The organism is Paenibacillus swuensis (genome assembly GCF_001644605.1).
Taxonomy (GTDB): Bacteria; Bacillota; Bacilli; order Paenibacillales; family DY6; genus Paenibacillus_N; species Paenibacillus_N swuensis.
This window is the reverse complement of sequence record NZ_CP011388.1, coordinates 4,445,967-4,461,968: the sequence shown is the minus strand read 5'-3', so window position 1 is coordinate 4,461,968 and position 16,002 is coordinate 4,445,967. Positions and strand designations below refer to the sequence as shown.

Here is a 16,002-nt window from a genome sequence, read left to right as displayed (position 1 = left end):
TCTAAGAACATATGATACGAATGGCTGTTTTAATCCAAAATATCCAAAGGAGGAATCAAGTTATGAGTTCACAACAACATACCGGGCGCATGCTGGTTTTCGCAGGTTCGTACGCCGAGGCGGGGGATAACAGTGTCTATGTTTATGAATTCAATGAAACAAGCGGAAGTCTTGAACTGTTGGACAGCGCAGCGGGGTTAAAGAACCCCACTTTTCTGAATGTGGATGCGTCCAACCGGAAATTATACGCGATATCCGAGGTGACCGCGCCTTCAGGGAAGAAGGCTGGCGAGGCCGTCGCATTCAACATTCTGCCTTCAGGCTCAATCGAAATATTAAACAGGAGGAATACAACGGAAGGACCTACATGCCATATTCAACGCGACGCGAATGACCGGTATCTGGTTGTCGTGAGTTATCATGAAGGGATGGCGGGGTTGCAAGCGATTACGGAAGACGGTCTCATTGGTCAAGTGTTGGATGTGGAACAGCATGAGGGGTCAAGCGTCAATCCCGAACGGCAAGACCGTCCTCATCCGCATTCCGCTTTCTTTAGTCCGGACAATCGTTTCCTGCTGATTCCGGATTTAGGATTGGATCGGATCTTTACCTACTCGATTGTGGAAGAGAGCCAAACCCTCCGCTTGGAAGGTGTGACCGAAACCAATCCCGGGTCCGGTCCGCGTCACTTGGCTTTTCATCCTTCCGGATCCTATGCTTATGTCATCCATGAAATGGATTCCACGATCACTGCTTTCGCTTATAGTGCTGAGAATGGCAGCTTGACGCCTGTACATACCATCTCGACCCTGCCTGCCGACTTTGCCGGTGAGAACTCTACGGCGGAAATCGCGGTTTCCGAAGACGGTAAATATGTATACGGATCGAACCGTGGACATGACAGCATCGCGGTGTACGCGGTGGATGTGAGTACAGGAAAGTTGTCGCTTGTTCAGCATGTTTCCACGGAAGGTGAACATCCGCGCCACTTTGCGCTGACACCCGGAGGAGGTTATCTGCTCTGTGCCAACCGGGACACGAACAATATTGCAGTGTTCAAGATAAATTCGGATTCCGGAAGGCTGCAATACACAGGAAATGATGTCCATCTCTCCAAACCTGTCTGTGTAAAGCCTGTATACATGTAATTTCATCCAATTACGGTACATTCCCGCTTATCAAGCGGGGATGTTTTTTGTTTTGTCACATTTTTTTTATCAATAAATTATTAAGATATTGTAAAGATATGATACTATAGAACGGGAACAATTTTCGCCAAAATTCGCATTAGGTGGTCTGATCAATGTTTAAGAAGAAGGATGTATTTTTCACAACGCTGGAAGCCATTTCCGATAATCTGCTAGAGGCGTCACTTTACTTCGCCAAAGGAATTGATTCTCCGGACAAGCTTGCGGAATTCGCAAAAGTGATGAAAGACTACGAGAACAAAGGGGATCGTTACACGCACCTTATTTATAAGGAATTAAACAAGACCTTTATTACTCCGATTGAGCGCGATGATATCGCAGCTTTAACCTCTGCATTGGACGACGTTATCGATGAGATGGAGGCATGCGCTTCCAGGTTTGAAATGTACGAAATTGGTTCCATGGACGCGCATATGAAGAAATTTGGCGAAATTTTGGTGGAATGCACCAAAGAGATCCAGACCGCCATGCGTATGCTGAGCACGAAGAAATTGCTTGCGATGAGAGAGCATTGTATCCGTATTAACGAGCTGGAGAACGTGGCGGACGATGCTTACCGGATCAGCATTAAAGAAGCTTTCGCTAAAATTAAAGATCCCATTGAATTAATCAAGAAGAAAGAAATATATGAGAAATACGAAGCGGCAACCGATTGCTGCGAGAAGGTTGCTCACACGCTTGAATCCGTGATCATGGGGAATTCCTAAGTTATGTTGACGGCTATCATTATTGTCATCTTCCTTGCCCTTGCCTTTGATTTTATTAACGGATTTCATGATACGGCGAATGCTATTGCCACTTCGGTCTCCACACGCGCGCTAACCCCGCGCCGAGCGATCATTCTAGCGTCTACATTAAACTTTGTCGGCGCCATGACCTTTACAGGCGTTGCCAAGACCATCGGTAAAGATATTGCCGACCCCGCGACGCTAGCCCACGGCATGGAGATTGTCATGGCTACTCTGCTCGCGGCCATCGCGTGGAACTTAATCACTTGGTGGTACGGCATTCCGTCTTCTTCGTCACACGCGCTGATCGGCTCGTTAACAGGGGCTGTCATTTCGGGAGCGGGTTTCGCGGCTTTGAACTCAGGCGGCTTCAAGAAAATCTTGCTTGGTCTTCTGTTCTCGCCCTTGATCGCGTTCACGGTAGGTTTTATTGTCATGTATCTGATCAAAGTTGTTCTCGCCAAAACCAACCCTCACAAGATGAACAAAGGATTTCGTTCATTGCAGGTGGTTACAGCGGCTTTTCAATCCTTTACACACGGCACGAATGACGCACAGAAAGCGATGGGGATCATCATGTTTGCCTTGGTCGCCGGCGGCTACCAGACTTCCATGGACGAAGCCATTCCCTTGTGGGTTAAAGTTTCCGCCGCTTTGGCGATGGCTCTCGGAACCTCAATCGGCGGATGGAAAATCATCAAGACGATGGGCACGAAAATTTTCAAGATCGAGCCGGCCAACGGCTTCGCGGCGGACTTATCATCCGCGACCGTTATTCTGACCGCGACAATGAATGAGTTGCCAGTCAGTACGACACATGCGATTACATCTTCCATTCTGGGTGTAGGCTCCGCAAAGAGGTTTTCCGCGGTAAAGTGGGGATTAGCCGGTCGGATTGTAATTGCTTGGGTGATTACCATTCCCGTGTCCGCGGTACTTGCGGCGTTAATCTACCAAGTGATAGCATTGGTAACCGGGATCTAAGAGTGAAACATGATAAACCGTGTATGTTTGCCTTGTGCAGATGTACACGGTTTTTTGGTATTTTCGGCTGATGCGTCAAATTCTCAAGGTCCTTGCTTGCCGCGGATTTTACCAGTAAAGTAAAGTGAAGTAATAATTAAAGTAAGGAGAATCCCTGTGAACAATTCTTTCAAATGGAGTAACATCGCTGGTATTATCGTAGGCTCTGCCATACTCAGTTTCGGCATGAACTACTTTAATATTGCGAACGGCTTGGCGGAAGGCGGCATTGCGGGCGTCTCTCTGCTTCTTAAATATGTGACGGGCTGGAGCCCGGCGTGGACCAGTTTACTTATGAACATTCCGCTTCTTTTCATTGGCTGGAAGATGTTGGGTAAAACAAGCTTGATTTATACAATTACAGGAATGTTATCCGTCTCTCTGTTTCTGTGGCTGTTCGCGGAGTTCGCGTTACCGTTGGAAGATTCCCTTCTTGCTTCCCTGTATGCCGGGGGCGTTGTCGGATTGGGCTTTGGTATCGTGTTTCGCTTTGAAGGCATGACGGAGGGCACGGATATCATCGCCAAATTAATGCAGAAGCACTATGGCTGGAGTATTGCCCGCACGATCTTTATGCTGGACTTTATCATCCTACTCTTCTCCTTACTCTTCCTGGACCTGAACCGGACGATGTACACGTTAGTAGCACTGCTGGTAGGGGCGCGTGTTATCGATTTTATGCTGGAGGGTAGCAACGGAGCGAAAGCCGCCTTTATTATAACGAACCGCCCACAAGAAACGGCTTCGGCCATTATGAATGAAATGAGCCGCGGTATTACTTATCTGGAAGGTAAGGGCGGATATTCGGGCAAACAAAGAGAGGTTATATATTGTATTGTTAGTCGGAAGGAGACAATCCGTCTTAAGAAACTGGTTACTCGGGAAGATCCTTTGGCATTCGTAACGTTCAGCGATGTGAAGGAAGTGATTGGCAATGGTTTCCCCAACGGATAATATCAGTTCAGAATTGTAGTATGTTCTCTCGAAAATGGGTACATAATTAAAGTACACATAACTATCGGGAAGAGAAAGGTGGAATAGACGATGCTTAACTGGATCCGAAATGTAAATCTGCTATGGTTATTCGTTCTCTTATTCGCATTCCACGGCATTCTGTACTACACATTGGAGAATAACGATTGGTTTACCCTTGCATTGCTGGCAACTGTCGTAGATACAGCGGTTGTAGCAGTAGTACAATGGGTTGTGTCGGACAGGGCTAAGCAAAGATAACGGTTCCTTAAACCGTATTCATGGTTTCAACATTTGTTAAAGTTCATATACAAGTTGTACAATGGGAGATATCCTCAAGAGAGGAGGTCTCCCATTGTGCTTTCAAATTTAAGAAATCATTGGTCTCCCCCGCGGGTACTGGCCGCAGGTTTTGCTGTCATTATTATGATCGGCACCTTGCTGCTCTCGTTACCCGCAGCATCCCAAAGCGGTGAACGTTTGCCTTTGTTGGATGCATTGTTCACAGCTACATCCGCGACGTGCGTTACCGGCTTGGTCGTTGTGGATACAGGTACATACTTCTCCATATTTGGTCAAATCGTTATCTTATTCATGTTGCAACTCGGCGGATTGGGGTTCATGACGGTGGCCACATGGTTTACATTGATGATGAAGCGGCGCATTTCGTTCAGGGAACGTTTGATCCTCAAAGAAACGATGAATCAGAATACGATTGAGGGAATCGTCAGACTGATTGGTAAAGTATTCTTATATTCCATCACCATTGAGTCTGTCGCCGCTCTGTATTTCGCGTTTCGATGGATGGATGAGATGCCGTTGGCCAAAGCCATCTATTTCGGTGTTTTTCATGCAGTCTCGATCTTCAATAACGGGGGCTTTGAGTTATTCGGGGATTTCAGAGGCTTAACACTCTATGTGAATGATTCGGGAATGAACATCGCCGCGATGGTATTGGTATTGCTTGGAGGGATGGGATTCATTGTCATATCGGACGTTATGGAATACCCCAGGACCCGCAAACTGTCACTACATAGCAAAGTGGTGCTCACGGCCATCTCGGTGCTCACCCTGCTAGGGGCGCTTCTGATCTTTGTGTTCGAGCGCACCAATCCTTTAACGCTTGGTCCTATGCATGCAGGTCATCAAATCATGGCTTCGTTCTTTCATTCCATTAGCTTGCGTTCAGCGGGAATCAACACGGTGGATGTCGGAGCGATGCGAAGCGCGACGTTATTCCTGATGGTGATCCTGATGTTTATCGGATCGGCCCCGGGTTCTACCGGAGGCGGTATTAAAGTAACCACATTTACGTTACTGACAGCAGCCTTATGGTCTACGCTTCGAGGAAAGGAATCGGTTGTCCTGTTCCGCAGACGCATCCCGTCCGATGACATCTACAGAGCGCTGACGCTTGCGTTTATCGGAATGATCGTACTACTTGGCTCAACCTTAATTTTATTAACCCTGCAGCCCCAGCCTTTTCTGATGGTCCTGTTTGAGGCAACTTCAGCATTCGGCACTGTCGGCTTGAGTATGGGCTTGACTCGTGAACTTGTTCCCGCAGGCGAAGCTATTATTATTCTGTTGATGTTTACCGGGAGGGTCGGGCTGATTACGTTAGCCTTCGCTTTAAGTCCGGGAAAAGGAAAGCAACTCTATCGTCACCCCACCGGCGATATCGTTATAGGCTAAACTTGAATTTATCAAAAAGGGCAGCCCCCGCGTCAAGTATTTCTTGACGCGGGGGCTGCCCTTTTATTCACGATTCATTATTCAGTTGTTGCATTGTTCGTAGCATTGTTATTGTTGTTATTATTGTTGTTACCGTCACCGCAACCCGCCAGACCAAATACCATAGCTGCAGCCAGTGTAAGAGTAAGTACCGTGGAAGTTAGTTTTTTCATGAGAAATTCGCTCCTTTATTTTGTGGGATTGTCATGTCTAGTATGGATATAACCCCATTCCTCGGAAAGGAAACACCTATCGATTTAATTTTCTCGATCCAGATGACGAATGGTAAACCACAGCGAAACAATAAGAATGAGTTCGTAAATGTTCGTAAGGGCGGAACTGTCAATCGGCATAGGCAGGGAACGGCCGACAAACAGCACGGCAACCCCCAGCGCCATCCAGATCCAACGCCGTTTAAAGGCCATCAATAAACCTGCAACAAATAAAAGTGTGGCAATGATAATGACCATGACGGGGCCGCCGCCTTCAGCTTCCGCCACATAGCGTAATACGCCGTATTCCCTCAGAGGAACCAGGCTTGCAACCTCTTCAAGTGTATTGACCTTTATTTGATACAGAACCAAACCGATGGTAAGGATCCAGGCCGTTGCTTTGGCGGGCGTCATCGAAGCCCATTTGAAATGGGATCGCCGCAGAATATTCAGTCCTACTAAAATCAGTGTGGGTGTAAAAAAAGCATGGGTCCAATACCGGAGATAACTTAGGTTCTTCAAACTTTCGCCTTCACCCACCCATTTGCCGATCGCAATTAACCCGTTGTCATAAAACAACCCGAAGGCTACAAGTAAGAGGAAATTCGAGCCATGATTCCATCCAAGCTTGGTCAAACGCCGAATTCCCGCCGTAAGAATTACGGCATAAGCCGCGGTCAACAATAAGTATATCCATAAATCCATGATGCAGCACCGCCTTTCATGCAATGGTTTTTACTAGTTTACTTGCCCCATATGACGAAAAATGAAACAAAAAAACCTACTCTTCGTTGAGCAGGTTATTGAATGTTATGAAGTTGCACAAGAAATAGGCTTTAATGCTCCATTTTGTAAAACAGGATGTCACCTTTCTTTACATTAGTTCATATACAGTCATTTCCTTGTTTCCTTATAATGAAGAGAAGAAAAGGCTGTTTAAGGTCCTTGCGGGAGCGGATTACGATTCAACACGGGCGATGTCAGGACGAGCGAGGTTTGGAGAGTACCATATGGGATTAATCTGTCTACCAATGCTCTTAATTCATCCATCCCGGTCAAAGCGGCTTTAAGGATATACCCGATATTCCCTGTTACCCGATGGCATTCCAACACTTCGCGGAACGTTGTAATGACCCGTTCAAATTCCATGGGTGTTACTTTTAATTCACTAACTTGAATAAAGACCAGGGTACCGCGGCCAAGGCCAGCGAGCGATAGTTGTAACGTAAAACCTTCAATGATTCCTTTCTCCTGAAGACGGAGGATTCGTTCGGTGACACTGGGGCGGCTTAACGATAATTGCTTGGAAAGCTCACTTACGGTAATGCGGCTGTCTTTGTGCAGCACATGCAAGAGGCGAATATCCGTAGAATCGATGCGGAACACCGCCTTTCTTTAAGTAAAGTTTCGAATGTATTCCTCATTAGTCTATGCGATTTCTAACAAAATAACAAAGAGGGGCGGTGATGAAATTGAAAAGATGGTTTACCATTCTCTGCGGTTGTTTGTTAACGGCGGCGGGTTTAATTATGCTAAAGCACGCATTCGTGCTTACAGGCGGCACGGCGGGATTAGCATTGAATGTAAGTTATATGACGGGCGGATCTTTTCCGTTGTTGTTCTTCCTTATAAATATCCCGTTCTATGTCTTCGCGTTCTTAAGGATGGGAGCTTCGTTCACATGGTCGACGCTGATTTCTATATCACTGTTATCTGTTGCCGCGGCGGCAGACCGGTATTTGCCCCAGTTTCCACTATCTCCGTTACTGGGTGCGGTTATGGGAGGGGGGCTCATCGGCGTAGGCGTAACCGTCTTGTTCTTGAATCGATCTTCTTTAGGCGGGGCGAATATTCTTGCCCTATACCTTCATGACCGCTATGGGATCAATCCGGGTGTGCCGATTTTTATCTTTGATTTCTTTGTGGTACTTACGGGGGTGTACACTGTGGGGTTGAAACTCGCCTTGTATTCCATTCTTTCCGTAGCCGTCACATCCATGGTCGTCGGAGCTTGTAAGAAGAAGCTTCAGGCCGCAGCGAAGAAAGGCAGCGTATACCCGCCAAGAGGCAGCTACGAAATCCATATTCCCGAAGCTTCATCTGATGGAAAATCATTTCCACCCCTCCCGGTTTATGCTATAACTAAAAGTGAGACTGAATGACGGGGTGTACGCATGCTGGGTAAATTTTTTATCTTTTCTTTTCTGTGGTATCTGCTGGGAAATCCGTTCCTCGCGCTGTTGGTTATGCTTGCTGTTATTTATGTGCTGGATCGGCAATTTGTCGGAATCTTTCCATCCCTCCGAAAACCGTTTAAACGTCTGCAGCATATTCGCCGCTTAAAGCAAACGATCGCGCTAAATCCGAACGATACATCCTCCAAATACGAGTTGGCGAGATTAGAAATGGAGCGCCGCAAGTATGAATCCGCTGGGAAACGGCTGGAGGGACTTCGAAGACCACTTGAGGATTCGGCGGATTACTGGGTGGATTCGGGAACTGTGAAGATTAAGCTCCAACAGTCCGCTGAAGGGGAGAGCGAAATACTTAAAGGTTTATCGATTAATCCACGATCCAAATACGGAGCCCCTTACTTGTTGCTTGCCGATCATTTCGCCAAAACAAATCATGTTAAAGCGTTACAATACCTTGACCGGTTCAGAGAAATTCATACCTCTTCCTGCGAAGCTTACTATTTACTGGCGGGGATTCTGAATCAGTTAGGTAAGAAGAAAGAAGCGAAGGAAGCCCTGGATGAGAATATAGCCATTTACCGGGCCCTGCCGAAATATAAGCGAAAGCAGGAACGGAAATGGATTGTGCGGAGTTTGTGGAAAAGGCTGACATTATAAAGCAGGATAGCAAAAAGCACATCGCAGCCCGCGGGCGGGTGATGTGCTTTTTTTGTTTTACCACATTGGAAAGATATGTTTTCATTCGTGAAAACACGCTACCCAATTGGCTTAATAACCAACCTTTAAACGCGGTCGCTCTTCCTGAAAGGCCTCGATATAGGTTATTTTACAATCCTTTTTGAAGCTCTTCTACGGCGAAGATCACTTTCCCGCGCGTGTCCAGATCGACTGTTCGGCCGTGGGCGAGTTCCAGCGCCCAAAGGACGGCACCCGTGGCCGGAGGAACATGCAGCAGGATAAAGTTGCAATGCTTGGTGGTAAGCTGCCGAACATAGGATTTATACTTTTCTATCAGCACGGGACTTTCCACTTTCACCCAGATGGAGCCGGCGAGAATAATGTCCACTTCAGATTCGAAGTCGAGGTTATGCAGGCATCCTGCCGTAGAATGAGCGAGCTGTCTGGCGGAAAGGTCCAGCACGGCTAAGGCGGCCGTATCTCCCCGGTCCGCGCAGGCGAACAGAATCTGTATTAATGGGGTATACGGGAGGGTATTGTTTAAAATCCCTTCCCAAGCGTACTCCATGAATACTTCCTTACTTGGCACCTTCAGCAGTTCCATCACGGGCGCTGTCATCGCGGTCTCCGGACCCAGCCGGTAGAAGCTGTCATAGACGGTCCGCAGCACCTTTCTCGCCAAATAGTAACCGCCGGCCTCATCGCCGGCCAGCTCGCTGCCGATGCCGCCGATCTGCAGGCGCCGGCCGGTCGGCGATACACCGCCTGTCGCGTGGCCGGAGCCGTTGATCGTGCAGATGCCGTACCCTTTGGCGGTGCCTGCTTTCACGCCCAAGAACGAATCGTTATCCACGGCGTACGTCGTAAAGCCGATCTCCTCGACGACTTCGTTCAATCGGAGTTTCTGGGATGGAATGTCCGCACCGGCCAGGCCGAACGCTCCGGCTGCGACATCCTTCAGCGTAAGCTGATTCCGTTCCAGCATAATGCTGATGTTCTCGTTCATCACTCGCAGCGAGCTGGCATAGCCATCCGTAAACTGCTCATGGCTGCATGTGCCTGTGCGAATATGGTCTACGGCATTGCCCTGCAGGTCAAAAAGGAAATAATCGGTTTTACTGTTGCCGCCGTCGACGCCGATCACATAGTTTGCGCTCATGGATCTAAACCGTTCTTACCGCAGGAAAAAATTGCGGCAAATATTCTTTATGCACCTCTTTCAGCTCTTGGAAGCAGTCGTAAGCGGCGTTATAGTCGGCCACCAGCGGATTCATCAGCAGCGCGCGCATGGCCGCATCTTCACTTCCGGTTACCGCCGCTGAGACAGTTTCACGCTCGTAAGCCTTGACCATCCGCATGTAATCGATAATGTGGCGATTGTCGAAGCCCGGAACCGGAACCGGCTTGGCTCCGTCTTTGCCGATTACGGCACATACTTCCACCGCATCGTTGTCTTCCATGAATTCCAGCGCCCCGTTGTTCAGCAGATTCACCACATGAACTTCCTGCTTGTCGTTATAGATGGCATCCACCAAACTGATCGCCACCTCCGAATAGTTTGCGCCGCCGCGGGTAGAGAGCAGTTCCGGCTTGGCATGAAGCTCCGAATCCTCATAAATGCCGAGAAGTTCTTCTTCAATCTGGATACATTGTTGTCCGCGCGTCAGTTCGCTTTCGTGCAGCAGTTTCAACTTTTTCTCTTTAAAATAGTAATATTCCAAATAAGAAGACGGGATGGCGCCCACCATTTGCACCAGTTCTTTGGAGAAGCCGGAGGAAGGGATGTTCTTCATTGCTTCACTGTTCAAACCCATGTCCAACGCGGTTTTCAGGTAGTCCTGTCCGTTCTCTTCAATTGCGGTAATCCAGCTTAGATGATTCAGTCCCAAGTACGTGATATCCGGTTGGTTGAGATTAAGGGTCTCGCGGATGCTTTTGAACATATTGTAAGGAACGTTGCATAGCCCCAGCATCTTCACTTTGGAGTGGTTCAGCAGGGCTTCCGTAATAATGCCGGCCGGATTGGAGAAGTTGATCAGCCAGGCATCCGGACACAGTTCTTCCATGCGCTTGGCGATTTGCAGCATCACGGGAATCGTTCTCATCGCTTTAAAAAAACCGCCGATCCCGCAAGTCTCCTGGCCGATCAGGTTATGCTTCAGCGGGATGGTCTCGTCGAGCACCCGCGCCGGCAGCTTGCCCACACGCATTTGAGCGAGTACAAAGTCCGCATCCGTCAATGCTGTTTCCAGGTTGTCGGTCTTGATAACGCGGCAGGAAAGGCCCGCGGCTTCAATCATACGCTCGCTTAGGCTGCCGACAATGGACAGCTTTCTTTCATCAATATCCATCAGGACCAGCTCGCTGATCGGGAGAACGTCCTTGCGTTTGATCATGCCCTCAATGAGCTCGGGCGTGTAGGTGCTGCCTGCGCCAATAATAGCGATTTTCAACTTCGTGTTCATCAGCGAATTCATCCTTCCAGTCTAGCATTGATATTATAGTAAACGCTCTCTTCGCAGTAATTATAACATTGCCTTCGGAATTTTGTAATAAAATTTTATAGTATAAGTGTCATATAGAAATAAAATTTCCATTCTCGTTTTCTAAATGATATGATAATAGAATAAGCTTAAAATGAAATTGAAATTTATAGGATAAGTAGGGAATGTTCATGTCGATTCATGATAATATTTTGATCAAAATTCGTGATATGAAAGATAGCCTGACCCCGGTGGAAAAGCTGGTGGCTAATTATATTTTGGAGCATCTGGAGGATATTCCGCATCTGTCGATCAAGCAGCTGGCTCAGTTGACGAATACAAGCGACGCATCGGTGCTGCGGTTCTGCAAGACGTTGGGATATAGCGGCTACCGGGGCTTTATCGTCAGCATTTCCGCTTCGCTTGGCTCCATGGATGAGACGGAGAAGGATCAATATACGGACATACAGCCCGGCGACGAGCTGCCCGTGATCATCTCCAATATTTCCCGGAACAACATGAAATCCATTGAGGATACGCTTCAGGTCATTGACAAGAACGGGATCGCGCGTGCGGTGCAGGTGCTGCGGGAGAGCAAGCGAATCGCGTTTTTTGGAATTGGCGCTTCCGGCCTGGTCGGTATCGATGCGGAGCAGAAGTTTTCCCGGATTAACAAGATGTGCCACACCTACACGGACGGACACAGCCAACTGACAGCGGCCACGCTGCTGGAGAAGAACGACGTCGCCATATTCATATCGAATTCCGGCCGGACGGGTGAAATTCTGGACGCCATGGAAATTGCCAAAAAGAACGGAGCCTGCATCATTGCCATCACAAAGTACACCAAAAGCGAGCTGGCCGACAAAGCGAATATTGTGCTGAGCATCTCTACGCCGGAGATGACCATTCGCAGCGGCGCGATGGGTTCCCGGATCGCCATGCTGACGGTGATCGATATTCTGTTTGCCGGCGTCGCGAGCGCGGAGTACAAGAGCGTGAAGAAATATTTGGCGAAGACGCACGATATTATTGCCAGCAAGCACCGAAATTAAGTCGGCGCTGCTTGCTTACTTGCGCTGGTAAGCAAGACGGTTCGCGGACTTTGAGCCGGAACGGCCATATGTATGTTACAAGGCACCCTGACAGGGTGCCTATTTTTGTTTCCTCATGATGATTGGCGAACAAGGGTTCAAGAGACGTCCGATAAAAATAAAAAACCATAAATTTACTCCATAATAAAATAAAATTTTAAAATCTATTGACCAAAAAGAAATAATTCGTTACGATGAAGGCAAGAAAAGCATAACAACCACAAACACCATAAATACAACACATCAAGAACAGGAGATTAGGCTATGGATGAGTATCTATCAGGGCTAACCACCGAAGAGATCAACACGCAGACGTTCATGATAGATGAATGCTCCACGGAACAGATGCTGCGGCTCATGCACGAGCAGGACACCAAGGTTCCCGGCGCGGTTGCGGCGGAAATTCCGCAGATCACGCTGGCGGTCGACTTGCTGCACCGCGTGCTGAAGAACGGCGGCAGAATGCTCTACATCGGCGCCGGTACTTCGGGCAGGCTTGGTGTACTGGACGCATCGGAATGTCCGCCTACGTTTGGAATCGATCCGAATATGGTGCAAGGCCATATCGCAGGCGGAGACACGGCGCTGCGGACGGCGGTAGAAGGATTTGAGGACAGCGCTGAAGAAGGGATCGCGCTCATCGAGCGGTGCGGTGTAACCGACAAAGACGCGGTCATCGGAATTACAGCCAGCGGAAGCGCGCAATTCGTAATATCCGGATTGCAGAGAGCCAGAGAACTCGGTGCCGTAACGATCGGCGTAGTAAACAACAAGAATTCGAAGCTGGAACCCGTTTGCGACGTATGTATTTCACCGGTGGTAGGGCCGGAAGTCATTATGGGGTCCACAAGAATGAAAGCAGGCTCGGCACAGAAGATGGTATTGAACATGCTGTCCACCAGTGTAATGGTAAAGTTAGGCAAAACGTACAATAACCTCATGGTAGACTTGAAAGCCAGCAATAAGAAGTTGTATGATCGTTCTGTTCGTATCATCAGAGCGGCTACAGGCGTCAATTATGAGTCCGCTGCAGCCCATTTAGAGAGCGCTTCCAACAACTGCAAATTAGCGATCATGATGATTAAGACAGGACTCTCCGCGGAAGAAGCGGACCAAGCGTTACAGCAATGTGACGGACACTTGAAAACAGCCATTAGCAAGTTTCAGAAAGTCGTATAGAGAATATATTCCTTGGGAGGTCTTTACTCATGAAGAAGAACAACCGCATGTTAACTTCCGTATTCGCCGCAACCATGGCTTTCTCCGTCCTGGCAGGATGCGGAAATTCCGCAGACAATAATAACACCGCCGCTCCAAGCAACAATGGCGGAAATACCCCGAAAGGGGAAGCGAAAGACACCATCACTGCGTTGCTGCCGCCGGTTTCCCCGAATTACCAGAAGACGTTTGACCAGATTACCAAAGATTTCAATGCGAAATACCCGAACCTGACGCTTAAGATCGAACCGGCAAGCTGGGAAGATATGACGCAGAAGCTGGATACTCAAGTGAACGCGGGAAGTCCGCCGGACATTGCTTTTATGGGGTCCGAGAGCATTGCTAAGTATGCCGATCAAGGCATGGTTATGGACATTACGGATGCAGCGACGCCTGATATGATCAATGACTTCGACAAAGCGCCTTTGGAATATATGAAGAACGGCGAAGGACTTTACGGCTTCCCGGCTTACATGGAAATTCACGCCCTTGGCGGAAATAAGCAGTTCCTTGAGAAAGCGGGCATTGATTACAAGAAAGTGCAGCAGAACGGCTGGACTTACGACGAATTCCGCGAAGCCATCAAGAAAGGTGTCGTGAAAGAAAACGGAAAAACCCGTTACGGTTTTGTGTTCGCTGTGAAAGGGGTAGCCGCTAAGGATTACCTCGGCATCATGGCGAAAAATGCGGGCATGCCTCATTCCATTACAGAAGATAACAAATACGCTTACACCAGCAAGAACTATCTGGGTCTCCTGAAGGATCTGCGACAGCTGATCGATGACGGCTCCATGCCGAAAGAGCTTAGCTCCGTGGATGCCGGCAAACGCTGGAACATGTTCCTGACCGGTCAGACGATGATTACGGGTAAAGGCTTGGCAACGTTCGAGAACTCTGCTAATCAGAACAATGCGAAGCTGGAAGCTAAAGATGCGAGCGCTGTTAAAGAGAGCATTCCTGCCGATTACATCGTTCTGCCCGCTCCGACATTCCAAGGCGCGAAGATCTCTACAGCTGCTGTTGTAGACGGATACGTAACGTTCCGAGGCAAAAAAGAGCCGACCGCCGAGCACAAAGCAAACGTTGTTAAAGCGGCTTACTTCCTGGCAAGCGGCAGCGTAGCGGCAACGGCGAACAGCGAACTGATGGTTCAACAAATTACGGCAAGCGGTAAAGAAGCGGCCCAAAGTATGACCTTGGAACGCAACCCGGATAACGTGGCCGCAGTAGAGTTTATGGTGAAGAACGCAACACCGGCGCGTAAAGATATCCCTACCGAGCTGAGCGCTAAAGCGATTAAGCTGGAGACCGAAGTCATCATTCCTAAATTCCAGGCATTGATTGCGGGCGAGATTAAAGCGGAAGAAATGTATGAAGCAGTTAAGAAAGCAGCTGTAGCAGCCTTCGGCGAAGACGGAATCGTGAAAGATTGACAATCGAACGCATAATCATACGGTAATCCTTCGGATAGCCCTGTACGCTGAGCGGCTATCCGAACTTTTTACCTCACAATACCGAGTGATCGAAACGGGGTAAGACATGATGAATACGCTTAGTAAAGTAAGGAAGAGAAACAAGCTGGAATCGGACGGTGTCTGGGGTTATCTGTTTATTGCAGTGGCGCTGACCACTTTCGCCATGTTTACCGCCTACCCTTTTGTGAGTGCATTTATTATCAGTTTGCAGAAATATAAGCCTCTTGGTTCCACGTATATCGGATTGGACAATTACACGGCTACGTTAAAGGACGCCCTCTTTTGGAAATCCATGAAGAACACGGTCGTTTATACGATACTCACAGTACCCGTAAACCTGTTCATCTCGTTTGCGATCGCCATTATGGTGCTGCCGTTCAGCAAGAAAACACAATCGTTTTTTAAAGCCGTTTACTATTTGCCTGTTGTGGCGTCGGGTGTCGCTCTGTCCGTCGTATGGCTGTGGATTTTTGACGCTCTACCAGGAGGGATTCTTAATCAGGTTTTTCAGTTTTTCGGAATTCCGAGCCAGAACTGGCTTGGTTCCAGCAGTACGTCCATGTTCTCTCTGGTGTTGATGTCCTGGCTTTCCAGCCACGGCACCAGCATCATCATTTACCTCGCGGGCTTGCTGGGCATCGACGAGACCTACTATGAGGCGGCGGAGCTGGACGGCGCGAACTTTGTGCAGAAGGTGTGGCATATCGTCATTCCAAGCTTGAGACCGGCAACGCTGTTCCTGTTGGTAACCGGTGTCATCGGATCATTCCAGGTGTTCCAGAACGCTTACCTTATGACGGGCGGCGGACCGGACAATGCAACGACGATGGTAGGTTTGCTGATTTTCAACAATGCGTTTACTTATTTCGAGTTCGGTAAAGCCGCGGCCCAGTCGCTCGTTCTGGCATTCGTGATCGCCATCATTTCGTTTATCCAGTTTAAATACGCCGGTAAGAACGTCGAGTATTAAGAAGGGGGATTC

At 48.4% G+C, this 16,002-nt stretch carries 17 protein-coding genes; 12 read left to right on the top strand and 5 right to left on the bottom strand.

Annotation, left to right across the window (positions count from 1 at the left end):
• Positions 1–62: 62 nt before the first annotated feature.
• From SY83_RS20130 to SY83_RS20105, 6 genes are all read left to right on the top strand, one after another.
• Positions 63–1,148, top strand: coding sequence for a lactonase family protein (locus tag SY83_RS20130; protein ID WP_068609806.1), 1,086 nt, complete (start codon positions 63–65; stop codon positions 1,146–1,148).
• A 155-nt stretch (positions 1,149–1,303) separates the two neighbouring features.
• A complete protein-coding gene (locus SY83_RS23160; RefSeq protein WP_068609804.1) occupies positions 1,304–1,915 on the top strand; it encodes a DUF47 domain-containing protein in 612 nt (203 codons plus the stop codon).
• A 3-nt stretch (positions 1,916–1,918) separates the two neighbouring features.
• Positions 1,919–2,920 carry an inorganic phosphate transporter gene (locus SY83_RS23155; RefSeq protein WP_068609801.1) on the top strand — a complete coding sequence of 334 codons (1,002 nt, stop codon included), beginning with the start codon at positions 1,919–1,921 and terminating at the stop codon, positions 2,918–2,920.
• Positions 2,921–3,076: 156 nt separating this feature from the next.
• Positions 3,077–3,913 (top strand): YitT family protein, encoded by an 837-nt coding sequence (locus SY83_RS20115; RefSeq protein WP_231891309.1) that lies wholly within the window; start codon positions 3,077–3,079, stop codon positions 3,911–3,913.
• Positions 3,914–4,003: 90 nt separating this feature from the next.
• A complete protein-coding gene (locus SY83_RS20110; RefSeq protein WP_068609797.1) occupies positions 4,004–4,192 on the top strand; it encodes a hypothetical protein in 189 nt (62 codons plus the stop codon).
• A gap of 96 nt (positions 4,193–4,288) precedes the next feature.
• Positions 4,289–5,626, top strand: coding sequence for a TrkH family potassium uptake protein (locus tag SY83_RS20105; RefSeq protein WP_068609795.1), 1,338 nt, complete (start codon positions 4,289–4,291; stop codon positions 5,624–5,626).
• 77 nt (positions 5,627–5,703) lie between these two features.
• Here the strand turns inward: SY83_RS20105 and SY83_RS23680 are convergent, their stop codons facing one another.
• From SY83_RS23680 to SY83_RS20095, 3 genes are all read right to left on the bottom strand, one after another.
• A complete protein-coding gene (locus tag SY83_RS23680; protein ID WP_269453463.1) occupies positions 5,704–5,838 on the bottom strand; it encodes a hypothetical protein in 135 nt (44 codons plus the stop codon).
• Positions 5,839–5,922: 84 nt separating this feature from the next.
• On the bottom strand, positions 5,923–6,582 hold the full coding sequence (locus SY83_RS20100) for a hypothetical protein (protein WP_068609793.1): 660 nt from the start codon (positions 6,580–6,582) through the stop codon (positions 5,923–5,925).
• Between the two features lie 231 nt (positions 6,583–6,813).
• The gene (locus tag SY83_RS20095; protein WP_068611237.1) at positions 6,814–7,254 is read right to left on the bottom strand and encodes an Lrp/AsnC family transcriptional regulator; all 441 of its coding nucleotides are present in this window, start codon (positions 7,252–7,254) and stop codon (positions 6,814–6,816) included.
• A gap of 89 nt (positions 7,255–7,343) precedes the next feature.
• Between SY83_RS20095 and SY83_RS20090 the strand changes: the two genes are divergently transcribed.
• On the top strand, positions 7,344–8,039 hold the full coding sequence (locus SY83_RS20090; RefSeq protein ID WP_068609791.1) for a YitT family protein: 696 nt from the start codon (positions 7,344–7,346) through the stop codon (positions 8,037–8,039).
• Between the two features lie 12 nt (positions 8,040–8,051).
• Positions 8,052–8,729: a tetratricopeptide repeat protein gene (locus tag SY83_RS20085; protein ID WP_068609788.1), complete on the top strand. Its 678-nt coding sequence runs from the start codon at positions 8,052–8,054 to the stop codon at positions 8,727–8,729.
• Positions 8,730–8,898: 169 nt separating this feature from the next.
• On the opposite strand, the gene SY83_RS20080 is transcribed toward SY83_RS20085, so the two are convergent.
• Positions 8,899–9,909: an N-acetylglucosamine kinase gene (locus tag SY83_RS20080; RefSeq protein WP_068609786.1), complete on the bottom strand. Its 1,011-nt coding sequence runs from the start codon at positions 9,907–9,909 to the stop codon at positions 8,899–8,901.
• 4 nt (positions 9,910–9,913) lie between these two features.
• Positions 9,914–11,215: a 6-phospho-beta-glucosidase gene (locus SY83_RS20075; protein ID WP_068609784.1), complete on the bottom strand. Its 1,302-nt coding sequence runs from the start codon at positions 11,213–11,215 to the stop codon at positions 9,914–9,916.
• 209 nt (positions 11,216–11,424) lie between these two features.
• Here SY83_RS20075 and SY83_RS20070 point away from each other — a divergent pair, with 209 nt between their 5' ends.
• The 4 genes from SY83_RS20070 to SY83_RS20055 all read left to right on the top strand — a co-directional run bounded on the left by SY83_RS20070 (position 11,425) and on the right by SY83_RS20055 (position 15,990).
• Complete coding sequence (locus tag SY83_RS20070; protein WP_068611236.1) at positions 11,425–12,288, top strand: MurR/RpiR family transcriptional regulator; 864 nt, start codon at positions 11,425–11,427, stop codon at positions 12,286–12,288.
• Positions 12,289–12,591: 303 nt separating this feature from the next.
• Positions 12,592–13,506 (top strand): N-acetylmuramic acid 6-phosphate etherase, encoded by a 915-nt coding sequence (gene murQ / locus SY83_RS20065; RefSeq protein WP_068609781.1) that lies wholly within the window; start codon positions 12,592–12,594, stop codon positions 13,504–13,506.
• 29 nt (positions 13,507–13,535) lie between these two features.
• A complete protein-coding gene (locus tag SY83_RS20060) occupies positions 13,536–14,978 on the top strand; it encodes an ABC transporter substrate-binding protein (RefSeq protein WP_068609778.1) in 1,443 nt (480 codons plus the stop codon).
• 109 nt (positions 14,979–15,087) lie between these two features.
• Positions 15,088–15,990: a carbohydrate ABC transporter permease gene (locus tag SY83_RS20055; protein WP_068609776.1), complete on the top strand. Its 903-nt coding sequence runs from the start codon at positions 15,088–15,090 to the stop codon at positions 15,988–15,990.
• The last annotated feature ends 12 nt before the right edge of the window (positions 15,991–16,002 follow it).